At 37.3% G+C, this 22026-nt stretch carries 20 protein-coding genes; 9 read left to right on the forward strand and 11 right to left on the reverse strand.

The window, feature by feature from the left end:
- Positions 1-20: 20 nt before the first annotated feature.
- Complete coding sequence (locus tag AC5YC8_RS02250; protein ID WP_496163408.1) at positions 21-1160, reverse strand: glycerate kinase family protein; 1140 nt, start codon at positions 1158-1160, stop codon at positions 21-23.
- Positions 1161-1231: 71 nt separating this feature from the next.
- Here AC5YC8_RS02250 and AC5YC8_RS02255 point away from each other — a divergent pair, with 71 nt between their 5' ends.
- The gene (locus AC5YC8_RS02255; protein ID WP_496163409.1) at positions 1232-1681 is read left to right on the forward strand and encodes a carboxymuconolactone decarboxylase family protein; all 450 of its coding nucleotides are present in this window, start codon (positions 1232-1234) and stop codon (positions 1679-1681) included.
- A 150-nt stretch (positions 1682-1831) separates the two neighbouring features.
- On the opposite strand, the gene AC5YC8_RS02260 is transcribed toward AC5YC8_RS02255, so the two are convergent.
- The 5 genes from AC5YC8_RS02260 to AC5YC8_RS02280 all read right to left on the reverse strand — a co-directional run bounded on the left by AC5YC8_RS02260 (position 1832) and on the right by AC5YC8_RS02280 (position 7316).
- Positions 1832-2401 (reverse strand): HdeD family acid-resistance protein, encoded by a 570-nt coding sequence (locus AC5YC8_RS02260; protein ID WP_496163410.1) that lies wholly within the window; start codon positions 2399-2401, stop codon positions 1832-1834.
- A gap of 184 nt (positions 2402-2585) precedes the next feature.
- The gene (gene topA, locus AC5YC8_RS02265) at positions 2586-5228 is read right to left on the reverse strand and encodes a type I DNA topoisomerase (protein ID WP_496163411.1); all 2643 of its coding nucleotides are present in this window, start codon (positions 5226-5228) and stop codon (positions 2586-2588) included.
- Positions 5229-5262: 34 nt separating this feature from the next.
- A complete protein-coding gene (locus AC5YC8_RS02270; RefSeq protein WP_496163412.1) occupies positions 5263-5712 on the reverse strand; it encodes an ammonium transporter in 450 nt (149 codons plus the stop codon).
- Between the two features lie 232 nt (positions 5713-5944).
- Positions 5945-6952 (reverse strand): hypothetical protein, encoded by a 1008-nt coding sequence (locus tag AC5YC8_RS02275; protein WP_496163413.1) that lies wholly within the window; start codon positions 6950-6952, stop codon positions 5945-5947.
- A 118-nt stretch (positions 6953-7070) separates the two neighbouring features.
- On the reverse strand, positions 7071-7316 hold the full coding sequence (locus AC5YC8_RS02280; RefSeq protein ID WP_496118201.1) for a SlyX family protein: 246 nt from the start codon (positions 7314-7316) through the stop codon (positions 7071-7073).
- Between the two features lie 36 nt (positions 7317-7352).
- Between AC5YC8_RS02280 and AC5YC8_RS02285 the strand changes: the two genes are divergently transcribed.
- A complete protein-coding gene (locus AC5YC8_RS02285; protein ID WP_496163414.1) occupies positions 7353-9260 on the forward strand; it encodes an ATP-binding cassette domain-containing protein in 1908 nt (635 codons plus the stop codon).
- Between the two features lie 110 nt (positions 9261-9370).
- Entirely contained in the window at positions 9371-10306 is a 936-nt protein-coding gene (gene lpxL, locus AC5YC8_RS02290) for an LpxL/LpxP family Kdo(2)-lipid IV(A) lauroyl/palmitoleoyl acyltransferase (RefSeq protein WP_496163415.1), read from the forward strand.
- 286 nt (positions 10307-10592) lie between these two features.
- On the opposite strand, the gene AC5YC8_RS02295 is transcribed toward lpxL, so the two are convergent.
- Entirely contained in the window at positions 10593-11711 is a 1119-nt protein-coding gene (locus AC5YC8_RS02295) for an endonuclease/exonuclease/phosphatase family protein (protein ID WP_496163416.1), read from the reverse strand.
- A gap of 183 nt (positions 11712-11894) precedes the next feature.
- On the opposite strand from AC5YC8_RS02295, the gene asd reads away from it, so the two are divergent.
- The 5 genes from asd (at position 11895) to truA (ending at position 17855) form a co-directional block, all read left to right on the forward strand.
- Positions 11895-13013: an aspartate-semialdehyde dehydrogenase gene (gene asd, locus AC5YC8_RS02300; RefSeq protein WP_496118209.1), complete on the forward strand. Its 1119-nt coding sequence runs from the start codon at positions 11895-11897 to the stop codon at positions 13011-13013.
- A gap of 144 nt (positions 13014-13157) precedes the next feature.
- A complete protein-coding gene (locus AC5YC8_RS02305; RefSeq protein WP_496163417.1) occupies positions 13158-14657 on the forward strand; it encodes a type IV pilus assembly protein FimV in 1500 nt (499 codons plus the stop codon).
- Between the two features lie 65 nt (positions 14658-14722).
- Positions 14723-16030, forward strand: coding sequence for a T4P machinery localization factor FimV (gene fimV / locus AC5YC8_RS02310; RefSeq protein WP_496163418.1), 1308 nt, complete (start codon positions 14723-14725; stop codon positions 16028-16030).
- A gap of 46 nt (positions 16031-16076) precedes the next feature.
- Positions 16077-17042 carry an asparaginase gene (locus AC5YC8_RS02315; RefSeq protein ID WP_496163419.1) on the forward strand — a complete coding sequence of 322 codons (966 nt, stop codon included), beginning with the start codon at positions 16077-16079 and terminating at the stop codon, positions 17040-17042.
- A gap of 15 nt (positions 17043-17057) precedes the next feature.
- Positions 17058-17855 (forward strand): tRNA pseudouridine(38-40) synthase TruA, encoded by a 798-nt coding sequence (gene truA / locus AC5YC8_RS02320; protein ID WP_496163420.1) that lies wholly within the window; start codon positions 17058-17060, stop codon positions 17853-17855.
- A 77-nt stretch (positions 17856-17932) separates the two neighbouring features.
- Here truA and AC5YC8_RS02325 read toward each other — a convergent pair whose 3' ends face one another.
- Positions 17933-18940: an AraC family transcriptional regulator gene (locus AC5YC8_RS02325; protein ID WP_496118217.1), complete on the reverse strand. Its 1008-nt coding sequence runs from the start codon at positions 18938-18940 to the stop codon at positions 17933-17935.
- 229 nt (positions 18941-19169) lie between these two features.
- On the opposite strand from AC5YC8_RS02325, the gene infA reads away from it, so the two are divergent.
- Entirely contained in the window at positions 19170-19391 is a 222-nt protein-coding gene (gene infA / locus AC5YC8_RS02330) for a translation initiation factor IF-1 (RefSeq protein ID WP_001284370.1), read from the forward strand.
- Positions 19392-19516: 125 nt separating this feature from the next.
- Here infA and leuB read toward each other — a convergent pair whose 3' ends face one another.
- The 3 genes from leuB to leuD form a co-directional block, all read right to left on the reverse strand.
- Entirely contained in the window at positions 19517-20596 is a 1080-nt protein-coding gene (leuB, locus tag AC5YC8_RS02335; protein WP_496118244.1) for a 3-isopropylmalate dehydrogenase, read from the reverse strand.
- 42 nt (positions 20597-20638) lie between these two features.
- Entirely contained in the window at positions 20639-21202 is a 564-nt protein-coding gene (locus AC5YC8_RS02340) for a hypothetical protein (protein ID WP_496118246.1), read from the reverse strand.
- Positions 21203-21301: 99 nt separating this feature from the next.
- Entirely contained in the window at positions 21302-21952 is a 651-nt protein-coding gene (gene leuD / locus AC5YC8_RS02345) for a 3-isopropylmalate dehydratase small subunit (RefSeq protein ID WP_496118248.1), read from the reverse strand.
- Positions 21953-22026: the final 74 nt, after the last annotated feature.

The raw sequence follows: 22026 nt of genomic DNA on the forward strand, positions 1-22026 counted from the left end.
AAAACTTAATAAAATGATATTTAAACAATATTTTTCAAAGTAATACTAACTGCCTTCTCTAAATTCTTTTCCGCATTTTTCAAAGCAGTTTCCAAATCACAATTTGGCTCATTAATCGAAATAATTTGCGTAAAACCCTCGTCAAATAATAACTCAATATCATCACCCACACGCCCTGCAAAAGCATACACAGGCTTATTCAATTTTTTCGCAACTTGCGCCACAGCCCAAGGCGTTTTACCAAATTTCGTTTGAAAATCAATACTGCCTTCACCTGTAAATACAAAATCTGCTTCGGCAATTTTTTCAGCCAATTTAGTTTGCTCAATAACCAAACTCGCACCCGATTGAATATTTGCAGATGCAAATGCCATTAAACCAAAACCCAAACCACCTGCTGCACCCGCGCCTGCAACGTTTTGTATATCGACATTTAAAGCACTTTCCACAAGTGAAGCAAAATGTTGCAGATTCGCATCGAGTTGCTTCACCATTTCAGGTGTAGCACCTTTTTGTGGTGCAAATACATAAGATGCACCATTTTCCCCACACAAAGGATTATTCACATCTGAGGCTATTAAAATATCAACATCTTTTAAACGTGTATCAAGCTGTGTTAAATCAATCTTTGAAATTTGATTGAGTGATCCACCACACACCTGAATTTCATCACCCAATTGATCTAAAAACCTCGCACCCAAAGCTTGCGCCATACCACTTCCACCATCATTGGTTACACTACCCCCCAAACCAATAATAATTTTACTCACACCTAAATCTAAAGCTTGGCGAATCATCTGACCTGTACCAAAAGTACTTGTAAGCCACGGATTTCGTTCTTCTCGCTGTAATAAATCTATGCCATTGGCTTTTGCCATTTCCATAATGGCAGTTTGACCATCATCAACCAAACCCAAATATGTTGAAATTTTTTGATGTGGCAATGGCCCTTGAACTTCACAAAATACCTTCTGCCCATTCAGCGTATGAATAAGTGCATCTACAGTTCCTTCACCGCCATCTGCCATAGGAACGTGAATACATTTTACTTGGGGAAATACCTGTTGAATGCCTCGTTGCATTGCCATACATGCGTGTTCTGCGGTCATACTTTCTTTAAATGAGTCGGGTGCAAGAACAACACTTTTTATTATCTGCATAGGCCAAAGAACTTTAATGAATATAATTGATACTTCATACTATCTGAAATACATCAAGATGATAAATGGCAATGAAACGAATTAATTTAGGTCAATCCAACCCTGACCTTTATAAAAAAATGATTGAGCTTGACCAACTCGCAATGCAAAAAATAGATGAGGCTGGAATTCATCATGGTTTTGCGCATCTATTAAAACTTCGTGCATCACAAATCAATCAGTGTGCTTTTTGCATTCGCCTACACACTCAAGATGCCTTAAAAGCAGGTGAAAGTATTGACCGTATTACTTTACTCAATGCTTGGTCAGAAACTGAATATTTTAATGAGCAAGAACGCGCAGCATTAAGTCTAATAGAAGCAATCACCCTAGTCTCTGAAGGACAAGTAGATGATGCCATTTATGAAGATGCCTTGCCCTTTTTGACCGATGCACAAATGAGTGCTATTGAATGGTTAGCCATTGTCATTAATACATGGAATAGAATTGCAATCTCAAGCCGCTACACTGTTAAACCCTAAAAGTTTTTCTCAATGAGAAGAAAACTTACCCACAATAAAAAATGAAATTGTGGATAAAATGGACAATATCCACAAAGTCACTTTTAAACAGACATAAAAAATGCTGACCCAAATCAGCATTTTTTTAATTTTGTATTTATATATTAAAAATTAATCTGCTGAACTTTTAGGCACTTTCTTACGAATGTAAGTAGCTAAATTTAAATAGTTAATGCCTTGAAATAAAATATCTAGTGCTAAGAATAAGCCTAACACCCAAAATGGAGCTTCCGCCGATTGTAAAATTACAATACCCGCAACAAGCGTTAAAATACCCGATACACATGTCCAACCCCAACCATTAAATGCTCTTAGGATAAATGCATTAAATATACGAATCACTCCAGCAATAATTAAAAAAATTGCCAATATATTTGTTAAAACAATTGCGGTGGATACAGGTGTGCTAAATGCATAATAACCAGCAACAAAATATAAAATACCAAATAATGCCCAAAGCCAACGAAACAAGCCATCAAACATTTTAAATGCTGCAACTAAATGAAGTGCTCCACCTATCATCATTAAAACGCCAAACAGGAAAACGACAGACAGCGTTGCAAATGGTAGTGAAACTAAAAGTACCGAGGCAAAAATAATTAAAAGTATTCCAAGTGCTATATACCATTTATAATTTTCATGTAATTGATGACGCACTAAATCATTTCCAACTGTTCTCATATTTTCTTCCTATTTATGGTTGGCTCATTTTCATTATTCATAAAATTCAAACTTTACTCAATTAAAGTTTTATAACTTTCACATAATTTTAGCAGTAATATGTTCACAAAAATTCACCATCTCCTATATATGTAGGCATAAAAAATGCCCACAGATGTGAGCATTTTTCTAACAATTTAGTACTTTAAGCTTCAGCCCATTTACCATCTTGGTAAACTAAACTCCACTTCGTTTGCTTACCTTCAGGCGTTTCAGAACCAATATATTGTGCTTGGTTTTTACGACTAAATTTCACCAATGTTGGATTCCCTTCAGGATCAACATCTGGCGCTTGCAAAATAAATTGATATTTCGGATCGAGTTGTTCTGCAACACTACGAAGTTCAGCAACCTTAGGTGCACGTGTTTCACGTACTTTAGGGAACTTACTTGCAGCCAAGAACAAACCTGCCGCACCATCACGCAATACAAAGAAATCATCATGCTTTGTAGAACGTAAATGTTCCATTTTAATCGGATCTACACGTGGAGGCGCAGGTTGACCACTCTTTAAGACTTTACGCGTATTGTCGCAGCTCGTACAAGCGAAGTATGGTCCAAAACGACCTGTCTTCAATTGCATTTCGCCTTCACATTTATCACATGGAATAGTTGGACCATCGTAACCTTTGATTTTGAACTCACCTTCTTCAAGTTCATAACCATTACAGTCTGGATTATTACCACAAACATGTAATTTACGACCACCATCAATCACGTAACTATCCATTGCTGTTTCGCAAATTGGACAACGCTTTTTAGACATTAAGTCAGCTGTTTCCGCTGTATCATCATCAGACAATGCTGCAAGCGATTCTACTGGCGTTAAATTAAACGTACCTTTACAGCGTTCTTTGGGTGGCAAGTTATAACCTGAACATCCTAAGAATACGCCAGTTGTACCTGTACGAATCTGCATTGGACGATCACATTCTTTACAATGAACCGCTTCAACTTCTACAGGTTGATTACGGCGCATACCGTTTTCGCCCTGAGCTGTAGTTAAACGCTTTTTAAAATCACCATAGAAACTGTTTAAAAGCTCTTTCCAGTTACGATCACCATCGGCAACTTTATCGAGCTGACTTTCTAAATCTGCGGTAAACGCATAATTCATTAAGTTATTGAAGTTTTCATCGAGACGATCCGTCACGATTTCACCCATCTTTTCGGCAAAAAGACGACGGTTATCAATTTTTACATAACCACGATCTTGAATCGTCGAAATAATGGCAGCATAAGTCGAAGGACGACCAATACCTTTTTTCTCAAGTTCTTTTACAAGCGATGCTTCGGTAAAACGTGCAGGTGGTTTTGTGAAGTGTTGAGATGGATCTAACTTCTCAAGTTTAAGTACTTCACCCACTTTTACTGCAGGTAATAACACATCATCATCAGATTTGTTTTGACCACGAACTTTGGTAAAGCCATCAAATACTAAAGTGCGACCTTTTGCTTTAAGTTCTACGCCATTTGCATCTACTAAAATTGTCGATGACAAGTATTGTGCTGGTGTCATTTGACACGCAACAAATTGACGCCAAATTAAGTCATAAAGACGTTGAGCATCTCGGTCTACACCTGCAAGCTGATCACCTTTTAAAGCAACATTCGATGGACGAATGGCTTCATGGGCTTCTTGTGCACCTGCTTTATTGCCATACTTATTTGGCTTCGCAGGAAGATATTTCTCACCATATTCAGCTTCAATATGTGTACGAACCATGTTTACGGCATCATCACTTAAGAATGTTGAATCCGTACGCATGTAGGTAATGAAACCTGCTTCATACAAACGCTGCGCCATGGTCATTGTTTTCTTCACAGAAAAACCTAAACGTGTGCTTGCTGCTTGCTGAAGTGTAGACGTGATATATGGCGCACTAGGATTTACCTTAGTTGGCTTATCTTCACGTGTTGAAACTTTATATTCAGCATCATTTAAAATTTTTAATAAAGCATCTGTTTGTGCTTTATTTTGCAGTTTTAAGGTTTTACCACCTTGCTTCACCGCTTCTAAACGAATGTTATCTTTTTGCGATTGAGTATCTGCAAATACTTGCCAATATTCTTCAGGAACAAATGCACGAATTTCACGTTCACGTTCTACAACAAGTTTTGCTGCAACCGATTGCACACGACCTGCCGATAAACCACGGGCAATTTTTTCCCAAAGTAATGGCGAAATCATAAAACCAACAATACGGTCTAAGAAACGACGTGCTTGTTGTGCATTTACTTTGTCTGTATCTAGGCGAGAAGGATGTTTAAAAGCTTCTTGAATTGCATTTTTTGTAATTTCGTTGAAAACAACACGTTGGTAACGTGAATCGTCTCCACCAATCACTTCTTTTAAATGCCAAGCAATTGCTTCCCCTTCTCTATCCATATCCGTTGCGAGATAGACTTCATCGACTTGCGATGCCAGTTTTTTAAGTTCTGCAACAACATGTTCTTTACCAGGCAATACTTCATATTGCGCTTTCCAGTCATGTTCAGGATCGACACCCATACGCTTAATTAATGCATTTTGAGCTTTTTCAGCTTTCTCCGCATCGGTTAATTTTGTACGTGTTGTAGGTTTTTTTTCTGTCGACTTCGCTGAACCACCTGTTGGCAAATCACGAACGTGACCAACTGATGATTTTACAATGTATTCTGAGCCCAAATACTTATTGATTGTTTTCGCTTTTGCAGGCGACTCCACAATCACGAGCGCACGTTTTTTCCCAGCTTCTGAAGATTTAGCTGTGGTGCTTTTGGATGTGGATCGAGGAGCGTTCGCCATAATGAACCGTTATTCCTGTTTATATGGGTATAAATTAAAATTCAGCCAATGAGATTAGTAATGCTTTCATATCTTCTAACTGCGTGGCTCTTAAATCGGATTCTTCATCCCAATATAGTCCTACACAGTTAGCTTGCATATCAATAGCATAAATACCTTTTAATGCAATGGGAAATTGTTTAAATTTTTCATCCCCATGCACAAGATCAAACTGCTGATCTACAATTCGTGCACGCATTAATGGAAGTCTAGCCTCTGGTAATAAAATACTGTAGTACGCAACCATACTGGCACGATTTTCCGATGCCATAGGAATTTTAGTCCACTCAGGTGCTGCCACTAATCGAGGATGCAGCCCCATCTTTCTTGCTTTATCACGCATTATCCCTAAAGCTTTTTCGCGAGGGCTTACACGCAGACCAAAAATTGATCCTAAAACAAAAATAACAATGATAACTACAACCCAAATTCCAGTATTTTCCATAGAAAAGCCTCAATATTCCTATATTAGAGTTACATAAGGTTTATATAAAAGGCAAGTTTTGAATGATTCGAGCTTCATTTATTTATCTTTTTATCTTTTAAATAGCTCATTTTCTATTTATAAATACCCTTATAGATAAAGACTTTAAGGGTATTTTGTGAATTATAGTAATTTTAATGTTTTAGGCGTCTTCAATAAAAATGAAAGACTTTAAATTTAAAATTTTCAACCTTTAATTCAAAAACATCTCATGACTATATAAAACTTCATGCCCATTCCAATAAATATAACCTTTATCTAATAACTCTTTCAGCAACAAACGAATATTTGATTGTGGAAACAATTGTTCTAATAAATCACGTAATTCGTATATATCTTTGGGTTTATCTGACTTTAGTTCTCGAAGTTTTTGTGCAACTTCTAATTGAACAGGGTCAATGACTGCAAAGTTTTTAAATAAACCATTATGTGCACTTTGAATATCGGTATTGGCATTCAACTCACTTTCTAACTGCTCTTTTTCAGCTTTTATATTGCCTATAAACTCTAAAGCCGATTGCGTTATGGTTTCAGGTTCATCTACATGTTCTAAATTTAATGCAACCCATTGTTTCAAAACCTTCTTACGAAATGAAATTTGATCTTCAAAATTCTTCACCAGTTTTAAATTAATTAACATCCCAATTAAATGTTGTGCTTTGTCTGCATCTACATTGAGTACATTTAAAATTGAATTTTTAAGTTTCTCAATACTATTAGGTTTGCCTGACATGGTTTCCAGAACATCACAATACTGTTTCACAAGCATTAAGTCAGGATGATTCAAAATAGCTTGAACACTTGGCACAACCTGTTTGGCCACTTTAGTTGCAGAACTTTCTAATTCAACTTGAATTAAGCTACAACTGATATTTGAGCTTTGTAGCATTAAAATAAGCATGTCACTACTTGGCATAGCTGAAATAACTTCAACGTGTGTATCTGCATCTAATAATGCCAATAACTGACCAACCACAACAGCATATTCAAACTCACGTTGCGATGCTTGAGGTGTGTCTAATACCACTACTTGACCACTGCTGATCCAGCTTGAAAATTCAGTTAAATCTTCCAAAGCAAATTCAAATTTACCACCACAATTAAAGACATAAAGTGTTGAATAATGTTCAATGACTTTACGTAATAAAGATATTGTTGGAATATTTTGCTCTAGATCGAATAGAACGACTTTTTGGCTCATAAATACAATTATGCTCAATAATTAACTTTATTAGATAGATAAGCGTAAAAAAGGTCAAATATAATCCAACCTTCATATACCACTTAACTCAAACAAGTTGTGAATAAATCAAAACTCATTAATAATGCGGTGGTTTATTCGTCAATGGATCAAACGGTGCAATTCCATCAGAATTATCTGATGCTTCTACACGTTGATACAAAATCCGCATTTGTTTTTTTAAATCAGCAAGTTCTTGACCTTGAATGATCAATTGTTCATTCAACTGATCAACTAAATCATCTAAAAATGCAATTCGCACTTGCAAATCTTCAATGGGTGCGGAAAATGACGCCTGTTCATCAAGATTTTGTTGTTTAGTCACTTTACACTCCTCACGTAGGATTTTTTAGGAAACATTATGGCCTATATTACTTTAAGGGATGTCCAACTCGCTTTTGGCGGACCTGCCCTACTCGACGGCGCGAACTTCAGTTTGGAGCGTGGCGAACGAGTGTGTTTAATCGGTCGTAATGGTGAGGGTAAGTCTACTTTACTTAAACTGATTGAGGGAACTTTATTACCCGATGCGGGTGAAGTTTCGTTGCAAAATGGCATTACAATTTCAATGCTTGCTCAAGATGTACCCATGGATTCAGGCAAAGTCGCTGATATTGTAGCCGATGGTGCTGGCGAAGCCGCATCTATTCTTCGTGCATATCATGAAGCAAGCGATGCATGTGTACTTGGCGATATGGATGCCTGCGAACGCATGGGCGATTTACAACACAAAATGGATCAATTCGATGGTTGGTCTTTAGAAACTAAAGTTAATTCTATTTTAAGCAAAATGGGCTTAGACCCAGATGCCGATCTTGCAGATTTATCGGGTGGTCGTAAACGTCGCGTGCTTTTAGCTCGTGCCCTACTTACACAACCTGACGTATTATTACTCGACGAACCAACAAACCATTTGGACGTTGAAAGTATTGAATGGTTAGAAAAATTCTTACTCGACCAAAACAATTTGACCTTATTGTTTATTTCGCATGACCGTTCATTTGTAGATAGCATTGCAACTCGTATTGTCGAGCTTGATCGCGGTACTTTACGTAGCTACGAAGGTAACTATTCACGTTATTTAGAGCTTAAAGCGCAGCAAATGGAAGCTGAAGAAAAGCAAAATGCGCTTTTCGATAAACGTCTTGCAGAAGAGGAAGTTTGGATTCGTCAAGGGATTAAAGCACGTCGTACCCGTAATGAAGGTCGTGTTCGCGCACTAAAAGAATTGCGTGAACAATCTAAAGCACGTCGCTCACAACAAGGCAAAGTGAGCATGGCTACTCAAGAAGCCAATCGCTCAGGTAAATTGGTATTTGATATTGAAAACCTAAGCGTTACCTTTGGTGACAATGCGCCAATTATCAAAGACTTCTCTGCATTGGTACTTCGTGGCGATCGTATTGGCTTAGTTGGCGATAACGGTGTAGGTAAAACAACATTAATCAAAGCAATTTTAGGTGAACTTGAGCATAGCGGCTCTGTAAAAACAGGCACACAACTCGAAGTTGCTTATTTTGACCAATTACGTAATGCACTTGACCTTGAAAAATCTGTAAAAGATAACGTATCTGAAGGCTCAGACCATGTTGATGTAAATGGTAATCGTCGTCATATTTACAGCTATTTACAAGACTTTTTATTCTCACCTGAGCGTGCTCGTACACCTGTTAAAGCCCTATCGGGTGGTGAACGTAATCGTATTTTATTGGCGAAGCTACTACTTAAACCATCTAACTTAATTGTCATGGATGAGCCAACAAACGACCTAGACATGGTGACTTTAGAGTTACTTGAAGAAATGCTAGGTGGTTACAAAGGTACGTTACTATTGATTTCACATGACCGTGCATTCATGGATAACGTGGTTACCTCTACATGGGTATTTGATGGCAAAGGACAAATCGATGAATACATCGGTGGTTATCAAGATTATCTTGAACAACGTCCCGACCAAACTGCTGTTGGCTTAAAAAGTGATGCCAAGAAAGCTGCGGCAAAAGCTGAAGCAAGTGCCGCTGCAGCTGCACCAAAAAAAGCAAAACTTAGCTATAAAGATCAACGTGCTTTAGAACAACTGCCTGCTGAAATGGAAGCGCTTGAAAAAGAACAAGCTGAAATTAATGCACAACTTGCAGATGGTTCTATGTTTGTATCTGATGCAGATAAAGCAATGAAGCTTTCAAATCGTTTAAGTGAAATTGATGAATTTTTACTTGAAAAGTTAGAGCGTTGGGAAGAACTTGAGAACTTAAGCAAAGGAAACTAAGCTTAATTTCGTATCAAAAAAGACATCTTGACCTTGGGTTTAGATGTCTTTTTATTTGCACAAATTAATCGTGTTAAACTACAGTTAATTTTTAAGGTTTCCTTGTTGCAATGAGTAAAAAGCCAGACTATAAACCAGGTGAATTTCAATGGTCATTTCTATTACCCAAATATTGGGGAATATGGGTGGGTATTTTATTCCTGATGATTTTGGCAATTTTACCTTGGTCAATTCAGTACAGAATTGCAAACTTCCTTGGATCTGTTGCATTTAAATATTTAAAATCTCGTAAAAAAACAACGATACGAAATTTAGAACTGTGTTTTCCTGAATGGTCTGAAACAGAGGTTCTTGAAAAATCTGAACAAGTCTTTATCGACCAAATGCTTGGCATTTTTGAAACACTAAATGCATGGTACTGCCCTAAATGGTTTGAAGGGCGTGTAGAAATTGAAGGCTTAGAACATATTCAAAATGCGCAAGCTCAAGGCAAAGGTGCACTTCTGCTAGGAACACATTCAACTTTACTTGATGCTGGTGGATATGTTTGTGCTCAATACTTCGACCCAGATGTCGTGTATCGTCCGCAAAACAATCCATTACTCGACATGCTCATTTACCGTTGTCGCTCAACCATTTATACCAATCAAATTGACCATGATGATATGCGTGGCTTAATTCGACATTTAAAAAATGGACGCGCAATTTGGTACAGCCCAGACCAAGATTTTGGCTTAAAACAAGGTGTTATGGCACCATTCTTTGGTGTTCCTGCTGCAACAGTAACAGCACATCGTCGTTTGTTAAAAATGACTAAAGCAGAAGCCATTCCACTTTATTTCTATCGTGATGGTGATATTTCTAATCCTAAATACAAAGTTTTAATTGAACCACCTGTAGAAAACTTACCAAGTGAAGATGAAGTGGATGATGCGACTCGTACCAATTTAATTATTGAACGTCAATTGCGTCTAGCCCCAACGCAATATATGTGGTTCCACCGTCGTTTTAAAACGCGCCCTGAAGGCTCAGAAAGTTTGTATTAATCTTTTAATTTTAAAGTCATATCCCTTAAAAACAACAACCCGAGTTCTACATCCTGTAAAACTCGGGCTATATAGGGTTGTGCTGTTTCATATATTTATTCTTTTATCATTGGTTATCCTAACCACACATCATGTCCTTGATGTTTTTCCTTCAGCGTTGTCTTCCTTAGTGGGACTATCCATTCCCGTTCCTTGTGCTGATGTAGCAACAATAATGTTTTAACCTTTTCCTTCATAGCCTCCAAATCCTCAAAAGCTTGTAGGATATTGACTACAAAATATGATTTTAGCCCTTATTTTTATAATCTTGTGCAATTTCATCAGTCACAACTTTTTCCTCTTTTTCTGCTTTTTCAATGCCTTCTTGAATTGCTTCTTGTGCTTTTTCTTCATCAGCTTCGGTTTGCTCCAACTCTTGCTGAACGTCCTCAAAGACTCGTCCTGTTTGTAAAACCACATAAATTGGAAAATGATCCGATCCTATATGTGATAACCGCTTCATTTCAACCAAAGCAAAGTCTGTACTATGAAAAACATGATCGAGCGACCAACGAAGTAATGGATAATCTGCGTGGAAAGTATTGACATAATGACGACCAACACGCGGATCTAATAAACCACTAATTCGTTGAAATAACCGTGTTGTGCGCGACCATGCAACATCATTTAGATCACCCATCACAATGCAGCTTGCATCAAGATCTTTAATTTGATCTCCCACAATTAAAAGTTCAGCATCACGTAATTTAGAATCTTTTGCTTCAGTGGGGCTTGGCGGTTTTGGATGCAAACAATACAACTGAACTTTGTGACCTGAATGTAAAGTCACTGTAGTATGAATGGATGGAATTTCATCACTCAAAATAAATTTCACTTCTGTATTAGAAAGCTTGAGTCGGCTATATAAGTGCATTCCATACAAATTATCTAAAGGAACAGCGACTTTATATGGATAATCAGGCTCTATGACTTCAAGCTTCTTTTGCCAGACCTCGTCTGTTTCTAGTGTTAATACAATGTCTGGCTGATGTTCTTTAATTTGAGTAATGAGAGCATCATATTTCTGATTTGGTGTAAGTACATTAGAAACTAATATCGAAATTTGTTTGCTTCGATCCAATTGATCTTTACGCACCTTTTTTACCTGTTTCTTCCATATAAACGTATATGGAAGTACCATTTTTAGCTGATAAGCTACTGCTGCGATTAAACCTATAAGTATTATTTCACGCCATATATCCCATGGTGCATCCCAAATTAAAAGCAAAATAAGAGCACCTATTCCCAAGATAAGTATTTGTAAACGTGGGAAATCGGCTCCACGAAACCACCACTCATCTCTAGGAATAAGTGACCAAAAACTTAGCCAAATTACCACAACTGCAATTACTTCTATCCAAACCATACTTTTTCTCTTTTATTCTTTATTTTTAATGGACTCATAAATTTATATCAATTTTCCATGTAACATAAACAAGTTATATTTCACAATATAAATGATGTTTTCATTCTGTAGCACTTGCAGTTACGTGCTCTTTTGATACACTCAAAGCCCTTTTTTTATTTTAACGCACCGAGGCAAAGTGACATGAAAGTAGGTCTGGTCGGTTGGCGCGGGATGGTTGGTTCTGTCCTTATGCAACGTATGGTTGAAGAGAATGATTTTGCTCATTTTGAGCCATTCTATTTCTCTACCAGTAATGCAGGTGGTGAAGCCCCTGCGTTTGGCGGTAAAACTGCCCCAGCACTTATGGATGCAACAGACATTAAGAGTCTGAAGCAAATGGATGTCATTATTACCTGCCAAGGTGGTGACTACACGTCTGAGGTTTTCCCTAAATTAAAAGCGGAAAACTGGGCTGGTTATTGGATTGATGCTGCATCTACATTACGTATGGATGATGAAGCAATTATCGTTCTAGATCCTGTGAACATGAACGTGATTAAAGATGGTTTAGTAAATGGTACTAAAACATTTGTAGGCGGTAACTGTACCGTTTCACTCATGTTGATGGGCTTAGGTGGCTTATTCCAAAACAATTTAGTGGAATGGGCAACATCTATGACTTACCAAGCAGCTTCAGGTGCTGGCGCGCAAAATATGCGTGAACTCATTAGTGGTATGGGCTACTTATACAACAATACAAAAGATTTATTAGATGACCCACGCTCACCAATTCTTGATATCGATTCAAGAATTGCTGAATTACAACGTGGTGAAGGCTTCCCATCTGCAAACTTTGGCGTGCCTTTAGCTGGCTCACTCATTCCTTATATCGACAAGCAACTTGAAAGCGGTCAATCTAAAGAAGAATGGAAAGGTCAAGTTGAAACCAACAAAATTTTAGGTAATCAACAAATCGTTCCTATTGACGGTCATTGTGTTCGTATTGGCGCAATGCGTTGTCACTCTCAAGCATTAACATTAAAATTGAAAAAAGATGTTCCGCTTGATGAAATTGAAGATATGTTACGTAGCGCAAACCAATGGGCTAAAGTTGTTCCAAATACACGTGAAGCGTCTATGACAGATCTTACACCTGTAGCTGTAACAGGTACTTTAAGCGTTCCTGTAGGTCGTTTACGTAAACTAAATATGGGTAAAGAGTACCTAGGTGCATTCACCGTAGGTGACCAATTACTTTGGGGTGCTGCTGAGCCTTTACGCCGTATGCTTCGAATTTTAATTGATTTTAAAAATGCTTAATTTCAATTAAGAATCTAAAAAGCCGATCTAGTATGATCGGCTTTTTTATGACAGTTCACGGTATTTATTTTACAAATAGTCTTCAAATCGCTAATCTATAATTATAATTTCCGCTTTGCGATTGTGACCGAGCTTAAGATTAATATGACCACGTATAACAAATTAAAGATCGCAATTTTAACAATTATTGCATCACAAAATATTTATGCGATCAATGTCGACCCTGCCATTATTCAATCAAGTGCGGGTGAATTACTTTATGCAGAATTAAGTTTTCGTCAATCTGATACAAATACACCTCTTGAGGTAAGTTTAGCAAAACCAGAAGACTTAATATCTATTGGGGCAACGCACCAACCACCAGGACATCTTAACTTTTTTACTCGTAGAAATACGAATGGTACAGGTGTAATTACTATTACATCGTCAAGACCTATTATTGATCCTGAACTCAATATTATTGTAAAAATTAAAGAAGGTTCTACAACTCGCTTACAACAAATTAAAAAACCATTAGCTCGCAGCAGTACCACTACAACAAACAAAACATCAAACAGAGAAAATTCATTAACTCCTATTATGATTGTTAATGAAAAAGATATTGCCTTAAATTTACCTACAAGTAGTTCATATACATTGCCATCTGTACAACAAACCGTAAATTTAGAGCCACTAAAAATAACACCTCCCCCGCTTCAAAAATCAAATGTAACAACACCTGCACCAATTGTTCTGCAATCTGCACCAATGGTAAATAATACATCTCAAGCAATATCATCATCGGTTAAAACTGAAAAAGTCATAGAAAATCCAACACAACAACCCGCGGTTAAAGTGCAAAGTTCAGTTCCAAAATCTGTGCCTGCTCAAAATATTCAAATTGCACCACCTATTCCACAACCAAATGTTTCTGCTGATCCTTTAGCTAGAAAGTTTGCAGAAGAAGAACTAGCGAAAAAAGCACAAGAAGCCAAAGCTAAACCCGTAGACTCTCGAACAGATGAAGCAACAAAAGTGGAGCCTCAAAAAACTGAAGCTCCAACTAATAAACAACCAAAATCTGAAATAAAAACAAGTCCACGTTCTAATTCAGCTAACACTAACGAAAAACATGTGGTGAGAAGTAATGAATCTTTATGGGCAATTGCATCAAGAATTGCAGACCAACAAAATCGTTCTGTAAATTCTGTTATGCAACAAATTAAAGCGAATAATGAACATGCGTTTATTAGAGGTGATGCTAATCGTTTAAAACGTGGCGTAACTTTAAACCTGCAAGAAACAACAGCAGACCAAAATGCTAAAAAAGTTGCTGCAAATAAAGCTAAACAACCTCAAATGAAACAGTCTGGGAAAGCAAAATATCGCTTAAACCAAGCGGAAATGAGCTTAGTTGCAGAGAGTGAACAAAACTCGGCTCATGGCTCTTCATCAAAAAATACGACAAGCAATAAAACTTCTCAAGATTTAACATCAAAGGTTATGACATCTCGAGAAAAAACCGTTAAATTACAGAAAGACGTAACCCAGTTAGAAAAGGCGTTAAATCAAAAGGATCATAGAATTCAATTATTGAATGCCCGTCTTGCTCAACTTCAACAACAGTTGGAAAACCAACAAGCTGTAAAAAAAGCTCACAACTAATTTGTTTCACTAAGTTTTCAAGGATTTACCTTCATTAAAAAGGTACTTCCATAAGGGGTATAGATATGCTGATGTACGTGATTCCACTCATCATTTTGATTATCGTTTTACTTGTTGTCAAAAAGCGTCAAGATGCTCAAGAATCAAGTCAGCCTGCAAAGAAAGGAAATACAAAAAGTAAGGCCAAAAAATCGAGTCCAACTCGAACACCCACACGTTCAACTAAAATAGTTGAAGATGATATTGTTGAAACAAAACAAACTCAGCCTCTTTCAGCAGATACTCGTAAAAAAATTGAAACACTCATAAAAGATCATAATTTTTTTGCAGCCGAAGCTCAAATTAACCAAGCGTTAAAACGTAACAATGCTCAACACGAACTATATTTATTATTACTCGATGTTCACTTAGAGCAAAAAGATGAGTTTGCAATTAATCAATTACTTAATCATCTAAATGCGTTAGATCTTCATGACATTGTTCAACAAGCAGAAGCAAAAGTTGCTGATAAAAAATCGAGCGCCAAAGCTGATGATTTAATTCAATTCACACCAAACACTGCAGAAGCAACTCAACAACCTGTAAAGCCAACTCCTCAAGATTCTTTGTCAGATGATGCTTTTGATGCACTAATTAGTGCGCCAACAAAAGCTGTTGAAGAAGAAAAAATAGCATTTGAAGAAACTCAATTAGAATTTACGGCTCCTGTTATTAAAGAAGCTCCTGAAGAAATTCATCCTGCTGTTGAAAATACACCTTTAGAATTCAACCCATCATTTGCGCCTTCCGAAGCTCAACCTAAAGTTGAAGAAGTATCTGTAGCAGATGAAATTAAACCACTAGATTTTTCATTTACGCTTTCTAGCAATGAGGAATTAACTGAAGAAAAGCCAAACCAACAATCTGAGTTTATTGCTGAAGAACCACTGAAAGCCAATGAATTTAATTTAGAGTTTATATCGAATAAAACCCCTGCTGTAGAACCTGAAAAAGCAACAGCTACATTAGATGAGCAACCTGAATTTAGTTTTAGTTTAGATTCAACACCATCTAGCTCTGAAACAGTAAGCAATAAAGTAGAGATCGAAACAGATCGCAATGTTGCTGTGCCAGAAGAAATCTTACCAACACCTGTTGCTACAGAAACACCAGTTGTTGCCGTATCTAATTTAGATACTACAGATCCTTTAGTTCAATCATTTCCATCTCTTGCAGAAATCAATGAAGTTGAATTAAACCTAGACCTAGCTCAAAAATATATTGAACTTGGCGCTTACGATGCTGCACGTACAATCTTGGCAGAGAATGAAGCGGACTATTCATCTGAACAACGTCAAATTGCAGATCAGTTACTGAATCAAATCGCATCTTAATAAAAAACGAATTACACTAAAGCAGTCATTATTGGCTGCTTTTTTTATGATGAAAAAAATTGCTTTAATTTATATGGGTGGAACTTTTGGTTGTATTGGTGAGCCACTAGCGCCCATGCCTGCTGAAAATTTTATTCCTCTCTTACAACACGTCCTTCCACTTCAATTTGATATTGAATGTTTTGTATCACCTGTGATTAAAGACAGTAGTGCTTGCACAGCGGAAGACTGGTTAAAACTTATAAAGTTTATTCAAGAATTACAGCAAAAACGATATCAACATTTTGTGATTATTCACGGTACAGATACTCTAAGTTATGCAAGCGCCGTTCTTGCACATTTCTTAGGTAATTCTGCAAGTGTTGTACTTACGGGCAGTCAATATCCCCTGTTAAATATAAAAGGTGATGACACACGTGAATTTACAGATGCCACAATAAATCTTAATTTTGCACTAGATTCAGTTTTTAAATATTCAAACGGCGTTTACCTAGCCTTCCACCATCGCCTAATTCACGCTCAAACAGCGTTAAAACGACATACAACAGAACTTGATGCATTTATTGGTATAGATGCTAATCAGGCAATTTTGGCGACTACAGACGCATTCAAGATAGATAATCAGCTTATTACTAAAGCCCAAAGTTTTAATTGCTTAAATCTCATGTGGCAACCCATTGCGATAGAGCAACAAATACAGAACTTAGAATCATTCATTGAAAATCCACCGCATGCCTTAATTTTACAAGGATTTGGTACAGGAAACATTGCTGTGAATGAAAAACTCATTCAGGTTTTAAAAAGTATTCGAGCCAAAAACTGCGCTGTAATTATTAATAGCCAAGTACCCTTTGGCTCACTTGATCAACGCTATGCCGTAAGTGAATGGATTACACATTCAAACTTTTTAGTAAGTAATAGCTTTAGTCATGCAGATCTTTATGCAAAAGCATTAAAAATGTATTTAAAATACGACTCCGTAGAACAATGGCACAACCATTGGATTAATTAAGTATTTGAGGTGAATATGCAACGTTTTGCAGTCGGTATTGAGTTTTCTGGCGTTCAATATAGAGGGTGGCAAACTCAACAGTCTGGCGTAGTAAGCGTGCAAGAAACCATTGAAACGGTTTTATCCAAAATTGCCAATGAACCTATTATGCTTCACGGCGCAGGTCGAACCGATGCTGGCGTGCATGCAACAAATATGGTTGCACATTTCGATACCCATGCTATTCGTCCAATTCGTGGCTGGTTGATGGGTGCAAATAGCACACTACCTAAAGACATTTCGATCCAATGGATTAAAGAAATGGATTCGGACTTTCATGCGCGTTTTAAAGCGCAAGCACGCCGCTATCGTTATGTTATTTATAATAATCCACAACGTCCTGCACTTTTACACAAGCAAGTTACACATGTATTTAATCCGCTGAATGTTGAAAAAATGATGGAAGCGGCTAAAAAGTTTGAAGGCACGCATAACTTTGAAAGTTTCCGCGCCGCTGCTTGCCAATCGAATCAGCCAGTTCGTCATGTGACTCATTCAAGGCTAATTCGACATGGCTGTTATTTAGTTTTAGATATTCAAGCCGATGGTTTCTTACATCACATGGTTAGAAATATTGTGGGATGCTTATTAGAAATTGGTCAAGGCATGTATGAAGTTGACCATATTGATGAAATTTTTGCAGCTGAAGATCGTAAAGCTGCAGGTATTACCGCTCCGCCAGATGGCCTATATTTCATTCATGCAGATTACCCTGAACAATTTGATTTACCTAAAATGCCTTTAGGCCCTCATTGGTTGAATATGCCTGAGTAATAATCCCTACGCCCCCTTATTGTATAAAGAATAGAAATAAAAAAGTCCCCCTTTAAAAAGGGGGATTTAGAGGGATTCTAACGTTGCTTTCTTTTTCTATATTCGACAGGCGTTTCATTTGTCCAACGCTTAAAAGCTCGATAAAACGTACTTGGCTCAGAAAAACCTGTTAAATACACAATGCGTTCTACGCTTTCATTAGTTCCTGCCAATAAGCGCTTTGCCAATCGACAACGATAATCTGACAAAATTTGCTGAAAACTGGTATTTGCCTCACTCAATTGTGTACGCAAACGACGCGGTGTAATACTTAATTGTGAAGCAACTGTTTCTAATGTCGTTTCACCTTTCTCCAAAGTAAAACCAATCGCACGGCGCACCTCACCCACCAAATCATAACGAGCAAGTTCCTGTAATTTTTCTAAGGCTAATTGCTCATGCATTTGAAAAAGTTCAGGTTCTGCTTGCCACAATTGATAATCTAAAATTGCAGGATCAAAATACAAACGTGTTTCCTCTTGTCCTAAACTCACAGGACATTCATACACACGTAAATATTCATCATCCGAAGCACCCTGACTAAAATTGAAGTCGATATAAATAGGTTCGAAGCGACCTTCTGTAATAAATTTAAAGAAACGAAGTACGCCACTCATCGCACATTCAGAAAAATGTCGATTTACAATATTTTCAGCATGAGATTGCTTGCCATTCGTTAAATAACAACGTCCATCTTCAACCACCAATATTGCATTAAAAGCATCACTAATTAGACGTTGATATGCCAAAGCACGTTTTAAACCTTCGCCAAAATTTTCAGAAGAAATAAAGAGATGCTCAATTACTTGCCCTCGATATAAAGGCAAATTCTCTCCTAGATGCAAACCAATATCTGTATCTCGACTGACCTCTTCTGCCGCAACCCAAAATGCATACTGTGCATTCAATGGTGTACGATCATTGGCATCGACTTGACCTAAAGCAACACCTGCCTTTGTCAAAATTTCATCTGTGGGCAAACCCGCACGACGAATCGCTTGATAACCCAATCGTAGTATTACAGATGCATCTGTTTGCTGACTCACGCAAAAACCTTCCTTGTATGTTCTTCATTTATACTTAAAAACATTCAATTTAGATTAACTGTGATTGACCAAACTGACAACAGAACAAATTCTATTTTATGAAAAAACTTTAAACGCACCATTCGCTTATTTGATTGACAGATGAGCATAGTTCAAGGCTTAGAACCTTGTAATATGCAAAAAAATTGACTATAATTTGCGCCTTTCCAATTTGATACTCAGGTAGGCTATGGCCAATAAAGAGGAACTCATCGAGTTCGAAGGCGTTGTCACCGAAACGCTTCCTAATACTATGTTCCGTGTACGTTTAGAAAACGGTCACGAAGTGATTGCTCACATTTCTGGTAAAATGCGTAAACACTATATTCGTATTTTAACTGGCGACAGTGTTAAAGTTGAAATGACACCTTACGATTTAACGAAGGGTCGTATCACTTACCGTGCGCGTTAAGTTTTAGCGATAGCAAAAAAGTCACTGTGAAGTGGCTTTTTTTATATGCTTTAAAATATGAAGTATTTAAATACTGAAATAAAAAAACGCAGCATAATAGCTGCGCTTTCCCATACAAATTAGAATTAGTTCAATGCAGATACAACAGCTTGACCCATTTCTACAGTACCCACTTTTGTGTTCCCTTCAGACATAATGTCCGCTGTACGTAGGCCTTGATCCAATACATTACCCACAGCATCTTCAATTGCTTTAGCAGCTTCTTCAGCACGGAATGTATAGCGAAGCATCATGGCAACAGAAAGAATCGTTGCTAATGGGTTTGCTATATTTTGACCTGCGATATCAGGTGCAGAACCATGACATGGCTCATACATACCTTTACCATTTTCATCTAAAGATGCAGATGGCAACATACCAATAGAACCTGTCAACATTGCAGCTTCATCAGACAAAATATCACCAAACAAGTTACCCGTTACAATTACATCAAATTGCTTAGGTGCACGAACCAATTGCATAGCAGCATTATCTACATACATGTGAGATAAGTTGATCTCAGGATACTGCTCTTCTTTCAAAGCAGTTACTGTTTGCTTCCAAAGCTCGGTTACTTCAAGTACGTTTGCTTTATCTACAGAACATACTTTTCCACCACGCAAACCCGCCAACTCAAATGCAACTTTTGCGATACGCTTAATTTCAGACTCAGCATAAACATCGGTATTAAAACCTTGTTTTTCGCCATTTTCTAATTCACGAATACCACGTGGCTGACCAAAGTAAATACCACCCGTTAATTCACGAACAATCAAAATATCCAAACCTGCAACAATTTCAGGTTTCAAGCTAGAAGCATCTGCCAATTGTGGATAAAGAATCGCAGGACGTAAATTTGCAAAAAGGTTTAATTCGCTACGAATTTTTAACAAACCACGCTCAGGACGAATTGAACGCTCAATTGTGTCCCATTTAGGACCACCTACCGCACCTAATAAAAGTGCATCCGCTTTTTTCGCTTGTTCTGCTGTTACATCTGGATAAGGTGAACCATGAGCATCAATTGCTGCACCACCTAACAACCCTTGTTCCCACGTCAAACCTAAATTGAATTTTTCATTTACACGTGTAAGCACTTGTTCAGCCGCTTTTACAATTTCAGGACCAATGCCGTCACCCGGTAAAATCAAGATATGTTTTGACATGAGTTTTTCCATTTTTAGTATCAATTGAAAATTGATAAAGTATTAAGTTTTTTGTTCTGTAAACTCGCCAAGTCCATTTAAAACGTTGTAGGGCTTACAAAAACGTCGAACAACCTTTTGACCTTCTTTTAAATCAACGCACAAAGGTTCTGGCGCAGAAACATTTAGAAGGCTACCACTTACGTTATTTCGTTCGCGGTACATACGAAACGTATATTTTTGATTTGCCTTAAAGCGATGAATAACATACAACTTTTCAGCACGATCTTTAGACACAGGATAAAAACGAATAACCACTTCATGTTGCATAGGCTTCACAGACAAATAAATTTTATCTGCATCTACAGCATTGAGATTAACCCGAACAATGCCTTGTTCCATTGCATCACGATCAATTCGATGACTATCTTCCTTTACTATGACTGTTGGTCCTAAACGCTCAAACTCACAAAGCACAACACCTGAACAATATAGTTTTGCATTAGATTGTGTGTTTGGTGTTTCTTGAATCTTTTTTAGTCTAGCAATGTCTAAAGTTTGGCAGGCTGCTAAAGTCATAACAGCACTGCACATTAAAATAAGTTGACCAAAAGATTTTATCTTCATTTAAAACCAACCCAAGAATGTCAAATTCATAATAGAAATTATTACGCTTTGATGTTAACAAGAGTTAGGTCTCTAATCCACGACAAAATATTTCAAATATTAGCCACTAATTTCGCTAAATACCCAAGGACGAGATGCTTTGGTTTTTTCCTCATAAGTACGAATATCATCGCTTGCTTGCAAAGTTAAACCAATATCATCTAAACCATTTAATAAGCAGTGCTTACGGAATGGATCAACTTCAAATTTAAAGCTTTCACCGCTTGGTGTACGTACTTCTTGTGCTTCCAAATCAATGGTTAATTGATAACCTTCTGTCGCAAAACATTCTTTAAATAATTGATCTACAATCTCTTCAGATAAGATCACAGGCAACATGCCATTTTTAAAGCTGTTATTAAAGAAGATATCGGCATAACTTGGTGCAATCACGGTACGGAAACCATATTCTTCAAGTGCCCACGGCGCATGCTCACGACTAGAACCACAACCGAAGTTAGCACGTGAAATCAAGATTGAAGCACCTTGATAACGTGGTTGATTCAAGGTGAAATCTTTATTCAAAGGCCGCTTTGAATTATCTTGCCCCAAAAAGCCTTCATCTAAATAACGTAATTCATCAAATAAATTTGCGCCAAAACCACTACGCTTAATTGATTTCAAAAATTGTTTTGGAATAATTAAATCTGTATCCACATTGGCACGGTCTAATGGTGCAACGATACCTTGTTCAACGGTATATTTTTTCATTGTCTTTATTCCTAAAGAATATCATTACTTTAAATTTCCCCTAACCCCTCTTTAATAAAGATGGGAACTTCCCC

It is taken from the genome of Acinetobacter sp. FY731 (assembly GCF_059515905.1).